Source organism: Rhodococcus sp. NPDC055112, assembly GCF_053607505.1.
Window position 1 is genome coordinate 1 of the sequence record NZ_JBSGTR010000027.1, and the last position, 13,691, is coordinate 13,691.

Here is a 13,691-nt window from a genome sequence, read left to right on the forward strand (position 1 = left end):
CGCAGCGTGTCCGCGAACGCCTTCAGTTCCTGCCCGGCCGCTGCCCGCTCGAGGTACTGGGCGGGGCTGAGGCCGAGATCGCGTTGGATCGCGGCCACCATATCCGCGGGCAGCGCGGGTGCCGGCGCGGTGGGTTCGGCCTGGGCGAGGGCCACGCAGGGCGCGACCAGAAGCAGTGCCGCGGTGCCGATCATCGCGGCACGACGGGCTCGGGTACTACGCATGTGGACCTTTCGGATTGAGCGTTGCCGGTACGACCAAGCGTTGGAGCCGGGTCAGCGCCAGAGACTGTAGGGGTGATATCCGCCGCTGCCTACCGAAAATTGATGGGATGAATGTCGACTCGGCAGCGTGGGACGGCGGCCCGAACCCGTGGGTCGGGGCGTCACCCGGAAATGAAGAGGGGCCTCGGGCGCGAAAGTTCGCGTCCGAGGCCCCTTTTCGGGAAAGTTCTGTGTGTCTAGTTGGTGCGGATCTTCAGGCCGGGATTTTCCTTGAGGATGTCCTTGAGCGGTGTCGCGTGCACGGTGGGCTTGTAGAAGGCCGGAATGTCCGGATCTGCGTCCATCGCATCGCACTCCGACTGGTCCGTTGTGATGTTGGACTCGGCCACGATGCCCAGTGCTTCGGTGCCGGTGATCATGGGGCTGCCGCTGTCGCCGTGCAGCCCACAGATCCTCACGTCGAATCTGCCAGTCTTGTACTGGGTGGCATTCGGTGAACCGAGCTCGGCGTTTGTGATTGGGCCACAGTGGTAGCCGGTGGTTTTACCGGACATGCACACCGGGGCCCCCAACACGGGAATGGCGGTGCCGGTGATCGCTATCGGGGCCTTGCCCGGGATGCGAACGTAGTTGTTCTCGAAGCGCTTGGTGACGTTGTCGTCGATCTTGATCACCGAGTAGTCGAGTCGTTGTGGTGGCTGTGCCGTCTTGGTGGCGGCGCCGAAGCGAGCGCCGGGAGCGCCGTTGAGCAACTCGTATGCGATCGAGGCGTCGGGAGTACCGGCGGCAAGTTCGTTCGCGTCGCAGTGTCCTGCGGTGAGGGTCACCGCGTGGCCGGAGGCGTCGGTGCCGTTGAAGCCGAGCGTGCACCAGCGGCGTTCGCCGAAGGCGTCCGCGAATTCGTAGCTGTCGCCACCCATGATGGCGTCGGGGGCCGGCGGCTTGGGCTTGGTGGTGGTGGGCTTGGGGGCTCCCGCGACGGTGATCTGCGCGGTGGTGGTGGATCCGGTGACGCCGTCGCGGCCGGAGAAGGTGGCCGTCATGGTCACCTCGCCTGCGGTCTCGGGCGGATACCACTGCTCGGTGGCGGTGCCGTCGGCGCCGACCGGCACCACTTCGTGGTAGTGGTCGTTCTCGAATGTGACGGTGCCGCCCGCTGCTGCGGGGTTGACCTTCGCCTTCAGCATGATGAACTCGCCGCCTGCGGTGGCTCCCTTGATGGGGTCGAGGGTGATCGTGGAGGCAACGGGGTTGGGTTCGGTGGGCTTGGTCGGGTCGGATGAGCCGAGCGAGCCGAGTCCCGGCAGTTCGGAGGAGCCGCGTGCCGGTCCCTGCGCCACGCGCACGAAGTTGAGGAAGTCGGGCAGCTGCAGACCCTGGCCCCCGGCGATGTCGTGGACGCCCAGCACGATGTCGTTGGCGGCGATGTCGACCTTGGCGCCGTTGATGTGGCCGGACAGCGGTGCGGGGAGCTGCTGGATCCAGGTGTTGAGCTGGCCGAGCAGGTCGGACAGGGCGTTTTCGCTGCGCGCCTGGTCCTTGACCTTGAAGCCGGCGGCCTCGACGGCGGTGCGGGCTGCGGCCTTGTCCGGTCCGTCGGCCAGACCGACCAACGGGGAACCCGCCTTATCGAGCCAGGCGCCGGCGTAGGCGGTGGGGAACTTGCCGCGGAGCGTGTCCGCGAACCTCGCCAGCTCCTGCCCGGTCTCGGCCTGCTCGAGGTACTGGGCGGGGCCCAGCCCGAGATCGCGCTGGACTGCGGCCACCAGGTCCTCGGGCAACGCGGGTGCCGAGGCGGTGGGTTCGGCCTGTGCGAGGGTCGCGCAGGGCGCGACCAGCAGCAGTGCCGCGATGCCGATCATCGCGGCACGGCGGGCGCGGGTACTACGCATGGGGACCTTTCGGATGTGGGGGCGTTGCGGGTACGACCGAGGCGTTGGCGCCGGGCCGGTTGCGGGACTGTATGCGTGATGTCCGCCGCTGCCTACCGAAAATTGGTGGGATGAATATTGGGCTCAGCAGCGTGGGGGCGGACCAGACCTGCGGGGACTGGTGTCAGGTCACCCCCAAAGTTGTCCAGCCTGCGGATCCCTTTCCATCGCGATCTCTACTGACAACAGTGCGTTGTCAATTCGTTGTGGAATTGCTTCCAGTTCTGCTCCGACTTGCACTACCGTTCCGCTCGTGGATCGACCGTCGCGAGGTCGAGGCCACCAAGACAGTCGTGGCCACCAGCAAGCGGCGTGGGATCGACCGCGACCTGATGAGGAAGGAGTCCACCGGTGGGCGCCGAAATTCCCGCACGACGCACCCAGTCGGCCCGCGAAGTCGCTGAGCGGCTTGGCGTCTCGCCGCGCACGGTGCGCAACAGAATGGCCGAGCCTCGGGCCGAGTTCGAGGCGCGGGCCGCCGAGCGCCGCCGCCGGGTGCTGGAACTGCGCGCCGAGGGCCTCAAACTGCGCGACATCGCGGACGAAGTCGGCATGACGGTCGGCGGCGTGGGCACGATCCTGCACCGCGCCTATAAGGCAGAAGCCGCCCAACCTGCCAGCTGACCCGACACCACTCCTATCCCAGTGGCAGCGAGGCGAACACATCGGTGGTCGGCTGCTCCGAACCGCCCGCGGGTTCCACCGTGAAGGCCAACAGCGAGGCGCCGTCCAGATCGTCGAGCACGGCAACGGTCGAGGGCGACACCTGATCCGGCGCCATCATGCCCGCCGAGACCGGTGCGCCGGTGCCCGCGATGAGCCACATCTGATAGACCGACTCCGGCGCGGGCGGGGTGACGTCGTTCATCATCAGCACCGCCGCGTCGGTCGACCGGGAGTAGACGGCGGTCGCCGACCCGCCGCCTGGCACCGCCGTCGAGGACGTCCGGACGTCAGGGGCACTCATCACCTGGGCCGCCATCGGCTGCTCTCTGGTCGGCTCGCGCAGCTGCTGTCCGATGACCACGCCGCCCCCGAGCAGCGCGACGGCGGCCGCCGCTGCGCCAACCAGGCGCCAGCGGGGGGTGCGCCGCCGATCGGCGAGCGAGACCGGCGCCGCCGCCCGGCCGGTCCCGGTGCGGGGCTCCCGCGCGATCTGCGTCAGCAGGTGTCCGCGGATGTGTGCGGGCGGTGCGGTCGCGTTCGCGGCGGCTGCGGCCGCCAGTGTCTCCCGGCACTGGCGCACCTCCGCGTCGAAGTCGGCCCGCAGGCTGTCGTCGGAGGTCGCGAGGAGTTGCTCGACCGCACGGCGTTGGTCCGCGTCGAGGGCATCGAGGGCGTAGGCGTTGGCCAGGTCGATCTGGTCGTCGTCCATCACGCCACCCCCAGGCATCCTCTGAGCCGAACCAGACCGTCCCGGATCCGGGTCTTGATGGTCGGCAGGGCGACCCCGAGCTGTCCGGCCACCTCGCGGTAGGTGCGTCCGCCGTAATAGGCGAGCGCGACCGATTCGCGCTGCACCGAGGTGAGGGTGTCGAGGCAGTCGATGACGGCCTGCCGGTCCAGGCGTCCGGAGACCTCCTCGGCGACCTGGTCGAACTCGCTGCCGCGGTTGCGCGACTCGTAGACCACCTCGCGGTTCGAGTGCGACTGCTCCGACCGGACGCGGTCGACCGCCCTGCGATGCGCGAGGGTCATCAGCCAGGACACCGCGGAGCCCCTGGACGCATCGAAGTCATCGGCGGTGCGCCACAGCTGGAGATAGACCTCCTGGGTGGTCTCCTCGGCGAAGCCCGGATCGCGCAGCACCCGCAGCACCATTCCGTAGACGCGGGCGCAGGTCCGGTCGTACAGCTCGGCGAAGGCCCCCGAATCCCCGTCGGCGGCGCGGGTCAGGAGGGCGGCCAGCTCGGCCGACTCTGCCTCGCGCCGGGCGAGGGCCTGCCCGGCCTCCGCCGGGCAGGCCGCCTCGTCCAGACCGTGACCGGGCGCAGCACCGGAACCCGTGGACCCCGGGTCGGTCACCACTGTCCGATTCCGTTCATCGGCAACCACGTTACTGCGGCATCAACACGGAATCGATGAGGTAGACGGTGGCATTCGCGGTGCTGACGCCGCCGCAGATGACATTCGCGTCGTTGACCTTGAGGGCGTCTCCCGACCCGGTCACGGTCACCGGTGCGCCCTCGACCGTCGGGTGCTGACCGGCGATCTCGTCCGGCGCGATCTGGCCCGGCACCACGTGGTAGGTGAGGACCTTCGTCAGCAGCGCGTCGTCGGTCTTCAGCGTGTCGATGGTGGCCGGATCCACCTTGGCGAACGCGTCGTCGACGGGTGCGAACACGGTGAACTGCCCGCCGTTGAGGGTGTCGACGAGGTTGACGTCGGGGTTGAGTTGCCCCGAGACCGCGGCAACCAGGGTGGTGAGGAGGGGGTTGTTCGATGCGGCGACGGCGACCGGATCCTGGGCCATGCCCGAGATCGAGCCGCCGCCCTGCGGCACCGTCTCGGCGTAGTTCGCGCAGCCGGGTCCGACCAGATTCGCGGCGGGGTCGGCCGTCATCGCCGGTGACATCGCGTCGCCGGACGTGGGGGAGGCGGGCGCGGAGTCGTCGCTGTTCGCGGAGGAACACGCGGAGACGCCGATCAGGGCGACCGACGCGGTGGCCGCGATGGCGAGGGTGCGGATGCGGGTGGTGCTGATGCTCATGGGACTGCCTTCCCGAGTGATGTGCGAGCGCTGTCGGGAAGGCATTCGGAGCGGGTGGCGCGAAGGATGGGCCGATCACTTCGGCGCAGCCCCGGAATCCGGAGCCGCGCCGAGTAAGTCGTCGTCTACACCGCGATGCGGTGGCGTCCCCTGCGGGCGTGCATCTCACGTTCGGTCTCTGACATGCCGCCCCAGATCCCGTAGGGCTCGCTGACGCTGAGGGCGTGGCTGCGGCACTGCGCGAGCACGGGGCACTGGTGGCACATCTCCTTGGCGCGGGTCTCACGCTGCGTGCGTGCCCTGCCCCGCTCGCCGTCCGGATGGAAGAACATCGCGGAGTCGACTCCGCGGCACAGGCCGTGCATCTGCCAGTCCCAGATATCGGCGTTCGGTCCGGGGAGGTGATTCGGCTGAGGCATGCCATCTCCTGTCCATCCATACACCTGAAGAGCCTCCAGGTCTGCAATCAATTCGTCTCGGCAACGTTAGAGGTATTGCGGAAAACGAGTCAATAGTTCTTCAAGTGGGGATTTCCATAGTGTTCGCACGAGAATTTAACGTTCTGTTCATAGACAAGGACATGTAGCCGTGATCGGCTGTCGTCGCGACGGTCCTCCTGCTCGGCCTCGGCGCCCGGTAATGGGTGCTGACGAGTGCTTTTGCCGGTCCGATGCGGCCGGAGGGCGTGGTGTGTGCCCTGTCAGCGCGTGGGCGGGTGTTGAGATTTTCGGTTAACGCAATTGCCACAAACCGGACTCTGAATCAGTTGCCTGATTCAATCTTTGATTCAACCTTGAAATAGGTCGACGTGCCCGTAACTCTCGACAAACGCGAGGCGAATGGGTATTCGGCGCGGGTGGGTGCGCCGCAGGGGCGCAGGCGGGCCGGCCCTACTCTTGGCCTGTGGGGACACTGATCAACGCCGCATTCGGCGACGAGCCCGGGTTGGCCCCGTTGCCGGCCGCCGTCGACAACCAGCAGCGCTGGCTCAGGGCGGTGGCGCTCGGTGGGCAGGGGCGCTACGCCGCGGCGCGGACCGAACTCCATCGCATCGCGCGTGGGCGCCCGAGCCGGGACGTCGCCTCGCTCGCGCTGAGCACGGAGGCCTCGCTGCTCAGGCAACTCGGCTGGCATCGGCTGGCGGCCGGCTTCGACGGGCGCGCGCTCGCGGCACTCGGCGGCCCGGCGGGCGAGGAGGAGGCGGCGCTGACCGCCGCTCGGTGCGACGCATTGACCGGGCTGGCTGCCGACGCGCTCGGCTGTGGTCGGCTCGCGCTCGGTTCCGCCCTGCTCGAGCGGTGCGCGCCGCTCGTCGGGAACGACAAGGGGCTGTGGCGACAGCGCATCCGCCTGAACTGGGTGAGCGCCGAGATCGCGTTGGCGTCGGGGGATGCCGACACGGCGCGTCGGCACGCGAGCGCGGCCGTCGAGCTCGGCAGGGGCGTCGACTCGGTTCGGCACCAGGTGAAGTCGGACCTCCTGCTGGCGGCGGCGCACAGCGCAGGCCCGGACCCCGCCGCAGCGCTTGATCTGGGCGAACAGGTGTTGGACCGGTGTGCCGAGCACGGGTTGTTGCCACTGCGCTGGGCCGCGGCGATGCTTGTCAATGGAGTCCGTCCCGGTGCGGACGCGGCGGCGATCCGGGATGAATGCCGACGGCAAATCTCCGACCGCGGTGGCCGATTCAGGGATCTGTGAGTGTCTGTCGCTATCCTTCAAACGTTCCACCGCCAGGTGGGAGCGCTCTGGAGCGGGCGCCACTGTAACGCCAGGAATCACTCTGACGATGACTAATACGAGCGAGGAGTTGGACTCAGCCGTCGCTGCGGCAGCGCAGGGCGATCGAGTTGCCTTGTCTCGAGTGCTCGAGAGTGTTCGACCCTTGGTTGTGCGTTACTGCCGATCACGGGTCGGAGCCGCGGAAAGGGGACAACTGTCCGCGGACGACGTGGCGCAGGAGGTATGCCTGGCAGTGATGACCGCATTGCCGCGGTATCAGGATCAGGGCCGCCCATTCATGGCATTCGTGTATGGCATCGCCGCGCACAAGGTGGCAGACGCCCATCGGAACGCCGGGCGTAACAAAGCCGAGTCGATGGCCGAGGTACCAGATGTCATCTCCACCGACGAGGGACCCGAGAAGCTCGCACTGGACTCGGAGACCACCCGGCAGATGAGCGCGCTACTGGGAACCCTCCCCGAGAAGCATCGGGAGATCCTCGTCCTGCGTTTGGTTGTCGGCCTGTCGGCGGAGGAGACGGCACTTGCCGTGGGAAGCACGGCAGGAGCAGTACGGGTCGCCCAGCACAGGGCGCTCGCGAAGTTGAAGAACGAAGTTGCGAAAGCGGGTGAGATGTATGGCTAGGGGCAGCAAGCGTGGTGGGGACCACGAGGGAACGCAGCGGGACACGTCCGGTGCCGATCTCACCCCGGATGCGTCCTCCCTCGGCGACACCGACGACACGTCCGCCGATGCGACGGCCGTCGATTTCGCCGCCATCGCGCGGGACGATGCCCTCATCGACGCTATCGCCGGTGACGGCCCGATCGCGACGAACAGCCCCGAGGAGTTCGAGCTCGCGACCCTGCTGACCGCATGGCGCGCCGAGATCCTCGCCCCCGCTATGCCCGCCGAGCCCGATCTCGACCAGGTGGCCGCCGCCGTGGACCGGGAACTGGCGACGATCGGCTCGCCCCGTCGCTCGGGCCTGCGGTTGCTCCGGCCCATCGCGGGCGCGGCCGCGGCCGTCGCCGTCGTGATGGCCGGGCTGACGGTCTTCTCCTACAACGCCGTGCCGGGCGATCCGCTGTGGAAGGTCAAGGAGGTCGTGTTCACCGAGCGCGCCAACTCGACCGTCGCGGGTATCGACACGACCACCAACCTGGAGGAGGCGGAGCGTCTCCTCCGCGCGGGCGACCCGCAGGCTGCGCTGGTGGTCCTCGAGTCCGCACGCAAGCGGGTCGACGACGTGAACGAGGCGGCCAAGCGCGACGAGCTGACGGCCTGGCGGGATCGGCTGGTGGCCGACGCCGCCAAGACCCCGCCGACGACGACCGTTACGCCCTCGGCGCCAGGGACGCTCCCCGGGCTGCCCGCCGTGCCGGGTGTGACGCTGCCGGGGGACACGGTGACCGCTCCGGTGCTGCCCACCACCGTGCCGAACCTCCCGAGCCTGCCGACCACCGTCCCGCCGGTCGACACAGGAGTGCCGCCGATCACGGTGCCCCCGACTCTGGTGCCGCCGATCACGGTGCCGCCGATCACCATCCCGCCGATCCAGACGACGAACCCGCCGGTGCTGACGACCGTCCCGCCCGCGCCGACCACCACCAGGGTCGAGCCGCCGACCCAGGACACGCCCACGCCGCGGGATCTGACGTCGAACGTGGCGCCCAGCTGATCCGAGCCCAGACGCGAAACGGCCCGACAAGGTGAATTCCTTGTCGGGCCGTTTTCGTCGTGTCGGTTGCGGGTCAGGCGTCGAAGCCGTCGCCGTGCAGCGCCTCGTTCATGGAAGCGTCCGCGTAGCCGCGGCAGTAGTCCCACGTGACGTAGGCCTCGGGGACCGGGTCGTAGGCGGGCTCGTGCGGGCGCACGGTGCCGTCCACGAGCAGCTGCAGCAGGTTGGCGCGCAGCATGTCCCAGTCGTGGTAGTGATCCTGCTGGCAGTCGTCGCAGCACACGACGAGCCCGCGGATGCCGCGGTGGCCGAGCAGGGCCTCATAGACCGCGAGGTCTGCGAGGTCCTCCTCCACGGCCAGTCGCTCATGGGGGTCGAGGGGCTGACCCGGCTCGATCGCGTCCAGCGCGGCCGACGGATCGGAGGGGTCGCCGGCGAACGGATCCGGCGGCAGACCGGGGGGCAATTGATCACGCACAGGTCCACGGTACGCAGCGCATGCGGGTCTGCGCCAGCCGTCACATCTCACCGCGTTCGCTCGCCCACGCATACAGCCGATACCATGGTGTGCGGGCTGAGGGAATAGTTCACTCTCGCCCGAGCATTCACGACTTGTCAGCGCCGCGGGATTCGACGCCCACCGCGGCGGCGCAACACAGTTCCAGGAAAGGTCCGGAAGCCGCATGAGTAATTCCGCAGGACACGTGCGAACCGGTGGAGACCGCGCCGACAAGGTAGCGATGCTGGGTCTCACCTTCGACGACGTGCTGCTGCTGCCGGCGGCTTCGGACGTCGTTCCCAACCAGGTGGACACCTCGAGCCAGCTGACCCGCGAGATCCGGCTCAACGTTCCGCTGGTGAGCTCGGCGATGGACACCGTCACCGAGTCTCGGATGGCCATTGCGATGGCGCGTGCGGGCGGGATGGGCGTGCTGCACCGCAACTCCTCGGTCGAGACGCAGGCTGCGCAGGTCGAGACGGTCAAGCGGTCCGAGGCCGGCATGGTGACCGATCCGGTCACCTGCAAGCCGTCGGACACGCTCGCCGAGGTCGACGCGACGTGCGCGCGGTTCCGGATCTCCGGGCTACCTGTCACCGACGACGCCGGTCAGTTGGTCGGCATCATCACCAACCGCGACATGCGCTTCGAGGTCGACCAGAACCGCACGGTCGCCGAGGTCATGACCAAGGCCCCGCTGATCACCGCGCGCGAGGGCGTCACCGCCGAGGCCGCGCTCGGGCTGCTGCGCAGGCACAAGCTCGAGAAGCTGCCGATCGTCGACGGTCAGGGCAAGCTGACCGGACTGATCACCGTCAAGGACTTCGTCAAGACCGAGCAGCACCCGAACGCCACCAAGGACCGGGACGGCCGCCTGTTGGTCGGCGCCGCCGTCGGGGTCGGTGACGATGCCTGGGCGCGTGCGATGGCGCTGACCGACGCCGGAGCCGACGTGCTTGTCGTCGACAGCGCGCACGGCCATCAGGTCAACATCTTGCAGATGATCGCGAAGCTCAAGGCGGAGATCGGCGATCGCGTCCAGCTCATCGGTGGCAACGTCGCGACCCGGGCGGGCGCTCTGGCGCTGGTCGAGGCGGGCGCGGACGCGGTCAAGGTCGGTGTGGGTCCCGGCTCGATCTGCACCACCCGCGTCATCGCCGGTGTCGGCGCCCCGCAGATCACCGCGATCCTCGAGGCCACCGCGGCGTGCAAGGCGCTCGGAGTGCCGGTGATCGCCGACGGCGGCCTGCAGTTCTCCGGCGACGTCGCCAAGGCGCTCGCGGCTGGTGCATCCGCCGCCATGCTCGGCTCGCTCCTCGCGGGCACCGCCGAGTCCCCTGGCGAGCTGATCCTGGTCGGCGGCAAGCAGTTCAAGAGCTACCGCGGCATGGGCTCGCTGGGTGCGATGCAGAGTCGCGGACAGGGCAAGTCCTACTCCAAGGACCGCTACTTCCAGGACGACGTGCTCGCGGAGGACAAGCTCGTCCCCGAGGGTATCGAGGGTCGGGTGCCGTTCCGCGGCCCGCTGACGCAGGTGATCCACCAGCTCACCGGCGGTCTTCGTGCCGCCATGGGCTACACCGGTTCCGGCACCATCGAGGAACTGCAGGAGGCGCAGTTCGTGCAGATCACCGCCGCGGGTCTCAAGGAGAGCCACCCGCACGACATCACCATGACGGTGGAAGCGCCGAACTACGCCGCGCGGTAGCCGCGCGCGATAGTTTCCAGCGAAGATCCAGGCAAGCATCAGCCACAACGAAGAAAGGGGCGCGCGTGCGCGACCTCGTTGAGATCGGCATGGGCAGAACTGCCCGTCGCACCTACGAGCTGGACGACATCGACATCGTCCCCTCCCGCCGGACCCGGTCCTCCAAGGAGGTGTCGACGGCCTGGCAGCTCGATGCGTACCGCTTCGACATCCCGGTGCTCGCGCACCCGACCGATGCCCTGGTCTCGCCCTCGTTCGCGATCGAGCTCGGCAAGCGCGGTGGGCTCGGCGTGATCAACGGCGAGGGCCTGTGGGGTCGGCACGCCGACGTCGACGCGAAGCTCGCCGAGTTGGTGCACCTCGCCGAGACGGACGACGACCCGGACGCGCCGATCGCCCGGCTCCAGGAGCTGCACGCGGCGCCGATCCAGCCGCACCTGCTCGCGGCGGCCGTCGCGCAGGTGCGTGACTCCGGTGTCACCACCGCGGTCCGGGTCAGCCCGCAGAACGCGCGCGCGCTGACGCCGGAGCTGGTGAAGGCCGGGATCGACCTGCTGGTGATCCACGGCACGATCATCTCCGCCGAGCACGTCGCGCACGGCGAGAGCGAGCCGCTGAACCTCAAGACGTTCATCTCCGAGCTCGACGTCCCGGTGATCGCGGGCGGCGTGAGCGATCACCGCACGGCGCTGCACCTGATGCGGACCGGTGCCGCGGGTGTCATCGTCGGCTACGGCTCCACCGAGGGCGCCACGACCACCGGTGAGGTGCTGGGCATCGGGGTGCACATGGCCACCGCGATCGCGGACGCCGCGGCCGCGCGTCGCGACTACCTCGACGAGACCGGCGGGCGCTACGTGCACGTCATCGCGGACGGCGACATCAGCACCTCGGGCCACCTGGCCAAGGCCATCGCCTGCGGCGCGGACGCCGCGGTCCTCGGCGCGCCCCTCGCGGTCGCGGCCGAGGCCCCCGGCGGCGGCTGGTACTGGCCGTCGGCTGCCGCGCACCCGTCGGTGCCACGTGGCGCGCTGCTGCCGGTCGCCGCGGGCGAACGTCCGTCGCTCGACCGCGTCCTCACCGGACCGTCGGACGATCCGTACGGTTCGCTGAACCTGGTCGGTGGACTCCGTCGCTCGATGGCGAAGTCCGGCTACTCGGACCTCAAGGAGTTCCAGAAGGTCGGCCTGACGGTGCGCGCCTGACGTTGCTCGGCGGCATTCTGCCTGTTCCTGCTACCTGTCGTTACACTTAGGCAACCCTTGTGGCTTCGGTCACAGGGATCCGGTGCATACTGACGAGTAACTAATCCAGGTTCATGGTGGAGGTGTCCAGATGGGCAAGCGTGCAACGGACTTCGATGTCCTGATCGTCGGATCCGGCTTCGGAGGCAGCGTGACGGCGCTGCGATTGGTGGAGAAGGGGTACCGGGTCGGCATTCTCGAGGCCGGCCGCCGGTACGCCGACGCGGACTTCGCGAAGACCAGCTGGGACCTCAAGCGGTTCCTGTGGGCGCCCGCGCTCGGCTGCTACGGCATCCAGCGCGTGCACCTGCTTCGCGACGTGCTGATCCTCGCCGGTGCGGGCGTCGGCGGTGGATCGCTGAACTACGCCAACACCCTCTACAAGCCGCCCGCCTCCTTCTTCGAGGACCCGCAGTGGCGTGACATCACGGACTGGCACGACGAGCTCAGCCCGTACTACGACCAGGCGCGCAAGATGCTCGGGGTCGTGCAGAACCCGCACATGACCCCCGCGGACGAGGTCATCAAGTCGGTTGCCGAGGACATGGGCGTCGGTGACACCTTCATCCAGACCCCGGTCGGCGTCTTCTTCGGCGAGCCGGGCAAGACGGTCGCGGACCCGTACTTCGGCGGCGCGGGCCCGGACCGCACCGGATGTATCGAGTGCGGCGAGTGCATGACCGGCTGTCGGCACGGCGCCAAGAACACCCTGGTGAAGAACTACCTCGGCCTCGCCGAGAAGGCCGGGGCCACGATCATCCCGATGACCACGGTCACCGGGCTGCACGAGGCCTCCGACGGCAGCTGGGACGTGGTGACCCGGCGCACCGGCGCCAAGATCCGCAAGAACCACAAGACCTACACCGCGCAGCACGTCGTGCTCGCGGCGGGCACCTGGGGCACTCAGCACCTGATGCACGAGATGAAGGACAGCGGCTCGCTGCCGCGTCTGTCCGACAAGCTCGGCGAGCTCACCCGCACCAACTCCGAATCGATCGTCGGCGCGGGCAAGCTGAAGGTGGACCCGACGATGGACCTGACCAAGGGCGTCGCCATCACCTCCTCGTTCCACCCGACCGCGGACACCCACATCGAGCCGGTGCGCTACGGCAAGGGTTCCAACGCGATGGGTCTGCTGCAGACGCTGATGACCGACGGCGGCGGCACCACCCCCCGCTGGGTGAAGTTCCTCGGCGTCGTCGCGAAGAACCCGATGCAGATGCTGCGGATGCTCACGGTGAAGAACTGGAGCGAGCGCACCATCATCGCCCTGGTCATGCAGAACCTGGACAACTCGATCACCACCTACACCAAGCGCGGTGTCTTCGGCCGCAAGGTCACGAGCAGGCAGGGCCACGGCGAGCCGAACCCGACGTGGATCCCGGCGGGCAACGACGCCACCCGGCGGATCGCCGAGAAGATCGACGGCATCGCGGGTGGCACCTGGGGCGAGATCTTCAACATCCCGCTGACCGCACACTTCCTCGGCGGCTGCGCGATCGGATCGGACCGCGAGCACGGGGTCATCGACCCGTACCACCGCGTGTACGGCTACCCGACGCTGAGCGTGGTGGACGGGGCATCGGTGTCGGCGAACCTGGGCGTGAACCCGTCGCTGACGATCAGCGCGCAGGCCGAGCGCGCGGCGTCGCTGTGGCCGAACAAGGGCGAGCAGGATCTGCGGCCTGCGCAGGGCGAGGGCTACCGGCGGATCAACCCGATCGCGCCCAACAGCCCGGTGGTGCCCGCGAGCGCCCCCGCGGCTCTGGTGCTGCCGATCGTGGAGATCCGCAGCGGCGGTGCCGCCAATGAGGCCGGCGGCGGTGCCGCTCACAAGGCCAGCGGCACGGAGCAGCAGAAGACCGGAACCGGCGCGGCCTGACCGGCGTTCGACTCCAGGAAGCCCCCGACCCTTGCGGTCGGGGGCTTCCGGCTTTCGGGCGGGCGTACCCGGTGATGGGGTGCGCGGGGCGG

13 protein-coding genes and 1 pseudogene are annotated in these 13,691 nt (G+C 68.9%); 7 read left to right on the forward strand and 7 right to left on the reverse strand.

Annotated elements, in window-relative coordinates:
* Both ACWFRB_RS13920 and ACWFRB_RS13925 read right to left on the reverse strand, forming a co-directional pair.
* Positions 1-224: pseudogene (locus ACWFRB_RS13920) on the reverse strand (protease); the annotation flags it as partial.
* Between the two features lie 236 nt (positions 225-460).
* On the reverse strand, positions 461-2,116 hold the full coding sequence (locus tag ACWFRB_RS13925) for a hypothetical protein (RefSeq protein ID WP_452641738.1): 1,656 nt from the start codon (positions 2,114-2,116) through the stop codon (positions 461-463).
* Between the two features lie 390 nt (positions 2,117-2,506).
* Here ACWFRB_RS13925 and ACWFRB_RS13930 point away from each other — a divergent pair, with 390 nt between their 5' ends.
* Complete coding sequence (locus tag ACWFRB_RS13930) at positions 2,507-2,779, forward strand: sigma factor-like helix-turn-helix DNA-binding protein (protein ID WP_452641739.1); 273 nt, start codon at positions 2,507-2,509, stop codon at positions 2,777-2,779.
* 13 nt (positions 2,780-2,792) lie between these two features.
* On the opposite strand, the gene ACWFRB_RS13935 is transcribed toward ACWFRB_RS13930, so the two are convergent.
* From ACWFRB_RS13935 to ACWFRB_RS13950, 4 genes are all read right to left on the reverse strand, one after another.
* Positions 2,793-3,530, reverse strand: coding sequence for an anti-sigma factor (locus ACWFRB_RS13935; RefSeq protein ID WP_452641740.1), 738 nt, complete (start codon positions 3,528-3,530; stop codon positions 2,793-2,795).
* Positions 3,530-4,180, reverse strand: coding sequence for a sigma-70 family RNA polymerase sigma factor (locus ACWFRB_RS13940; RefSeq protein WP_452641742.1), 651 nt, complete (start codon positions 4,178-4,180; stop codon positions 3,530-3,532). The genes ACWFRB_RS13935 and ACWFRB_RS13940 overlap by 1 nt, the downstream gene beginning before the upstream one ends.
* Positions 4,181-4,211: 31 nt before the next feature.
* Positions 4,212-4,865: a fasciclin domain-containing protein gene (locus ACWFRB_RS13945; RefSeq protein WP_452641743.1), complete on the reverse strand. Its 654-nt coding sequence runs from the start codon at positions 4,863-4,865 to the stop codon at positions 4,212-4,214.
* Positions 4,866-4,990: 125 nt separating this feature from the next.
* Positions 4,991-5,284 (reverse strand): WhiB family transcriptional regulator, encoded by a 294-nt coding sequence (locus ACWFRB_RS13950; RefSeq protein ID WP_452641744.1) that lies wholly within the window; start codon positions 5,282-5,284, stop codon positions 4,991-4,993.
* A 484-nt stretch (positions 5,285-5,768) separates the two neighbouring features.
* Here ACWFRB_RS13950 and ACWFRB_RS13955 point away from each other — a divergent pair, with 484 nt between their 5' ends.
* From ACWFRB_RS13955 to ACWFRB_RS13965, 3 genes are all read left to right on the forward strand, one after another.
* A complete protein-coding gene (locus tag ACWFRB_RS13955) occupies positions 5,769-6,563 on the forward strand; it encodes a hypothetical protein (RefSeq protein ID WP_452641745.1) in 795 nt (264 codons plus the stop codon).
* A gap of 88 nt (positions 6,564-6,651) precedes the next feature.
* Entirely contained in the window at positions 6,652-7,230 is a 579-nt protein-coding gene (locus tag ACWFRB_RS13960) for a sigma-70 family RNA polymerase sigma factor (RefSeq protein ID WP_077040891.1), read from the forward strand.
* Positions 7,223-8,266: an anti-sigma-D factor RsdA gene (locus tag ACWFRB_RS13965; protein WP_452641746.1), complete on the forward strand. Its 1,044-nt coding sequence runs from the start codon at positions 7,223-7,225 to the stop codon at positions 8,264-8,266. The genes ACWFRB_RS13960 and ACWFRB_RS13965 overlap by 8 nt, the downstream gene beginning before the upstream one ends.
* Positions 8,267-8,339: 73 nt before the next feature.
* On the opposite strand, the gene ACWFRB_RS13970 is transcribed toward ACWFRB_RS13965, so the two are convergent.
* The gene (locus ACWFRB_RS13970) at positions 8,340-8,744 is read right to left on the reverse strand and encodes a DUF5319 domain-containing protein (RefSeq protein WP_027501780.1); all 405 of its coding nucleotides are present in this window, start codon (positions 8,742-8,744) and stop codon (positions 8,340-8,342) included.
* Positions 8,745-8,949: 205 nt separating this feature from the next.
* Here ACWFRB_RS13970 and guaB point away from each other — a divergent pair, with 205 nt between their 5' ends.
* The 3 genes from guaB (at position 8,950) to ACWFRB_RS13985 (ending at position 13,599) form a co-directional block, all read left to right on the forward strand.
* Positions 8,950-10,473, forward strand: a complete 1,524-nt coding sequence (gene guaB / locus ACWFRB_RS13975; RefSeq protein ID WP_136907003.1) for an IMP dehydrogenase — start codon at positions 8,950-8,952, stop codon at positions 10,471-10,473.
* Between the two features lie 65 nt (positions 10,474-10,538).
* Positions 10,539-11,678 (forward strand): GuaB3 family IMP dehydrogenase-related protein, encoded by a 1,140-nt coding sequence (locus ACWFRB_RS13980; protein ID WP_027501778.1) that lies wholly within the window; start codon positions 10,539-10,541, stop codon positions 11,676-11,678.
* Positions 11,679-11,808: 130 nt separating this feature from the next.
* Positions 11,809-13,599 (forward strand): FAD-dependent oxidoreductase, encoded by a 1,791-nt coding sequence (locus ACWFRB_RS13985; protein WP_452641748.1) that lies wholly within the window; start codon positions 11,809-11,811, stop codon positions 13,597-13,599.
* Positions 13,600-13,691 lie beyond the last annotated feature (92 nt).

What these genes read in the sequence shown, in the direction of transcription:
- ACWFRB_RS13925 (WP_452641738.1), bottom strand. Translation starts at nt 2,116, where the DNA reads ATGCGTAGTACCCGCGCCCGCCGTGCCGCGATGATCGGCATCGCGGCA.
- ACWFRB_RS13935 (WP_452641740.1), bottom strand. Translation starts at nt 3,530, where the DNA reads ATGGACGACGACCAGATCGACCTGGCCAACGCCTACGCCCTCGATGCC.
- ACWFRB_RS13965 (WP_452641746.1), top strand. Translation starts at nt 7,223, where the DNA reads ATGGCTAGGGGCAGCAAGCGTGGTGGGGACCACGAGGGAACGCAGCGG.
- ACWFRB_RS13950 (WP_452641744.1), bottom strand. Translation starts at nt 5,284, where the DNA reads ATGCCTCAGCCGAATCACCTCCCCGGACCGAACGCCGATATCTGGGAC.
- guaB (WP_136907003.1), top strand. Translation starts at nt 8,950, where the DNA reads ATGAGTAATTCCGCAGGACACGTGCGAACCGGTGGAGACCGCGCCGAC.
- ACWFRB_RS13985 (WP_452641748.1), top strand. Translation starts at nt 11,809, where the DNA reads ATGGGCAAGCGTGCAACGGACTTCGATGTCCTGATCGTCGGATCCGGC.
- ACWFRB_RS13945 (WP_452641743.1), bottom strand. Translation starts at nt 4,865, where the DNA reads ATGAGCATCAGCACCACCCGCATCCGCACCCTCGCCATCGCGGCCACC.
- ACWFRB_RS13960 (WP_077040891.1), top strand. Translation starts at nt 6,652, where the DNA reads ATGACTAATACGAGCGAGGAGTTGGACTCAGCCGTCGCTGCGGCAGCG.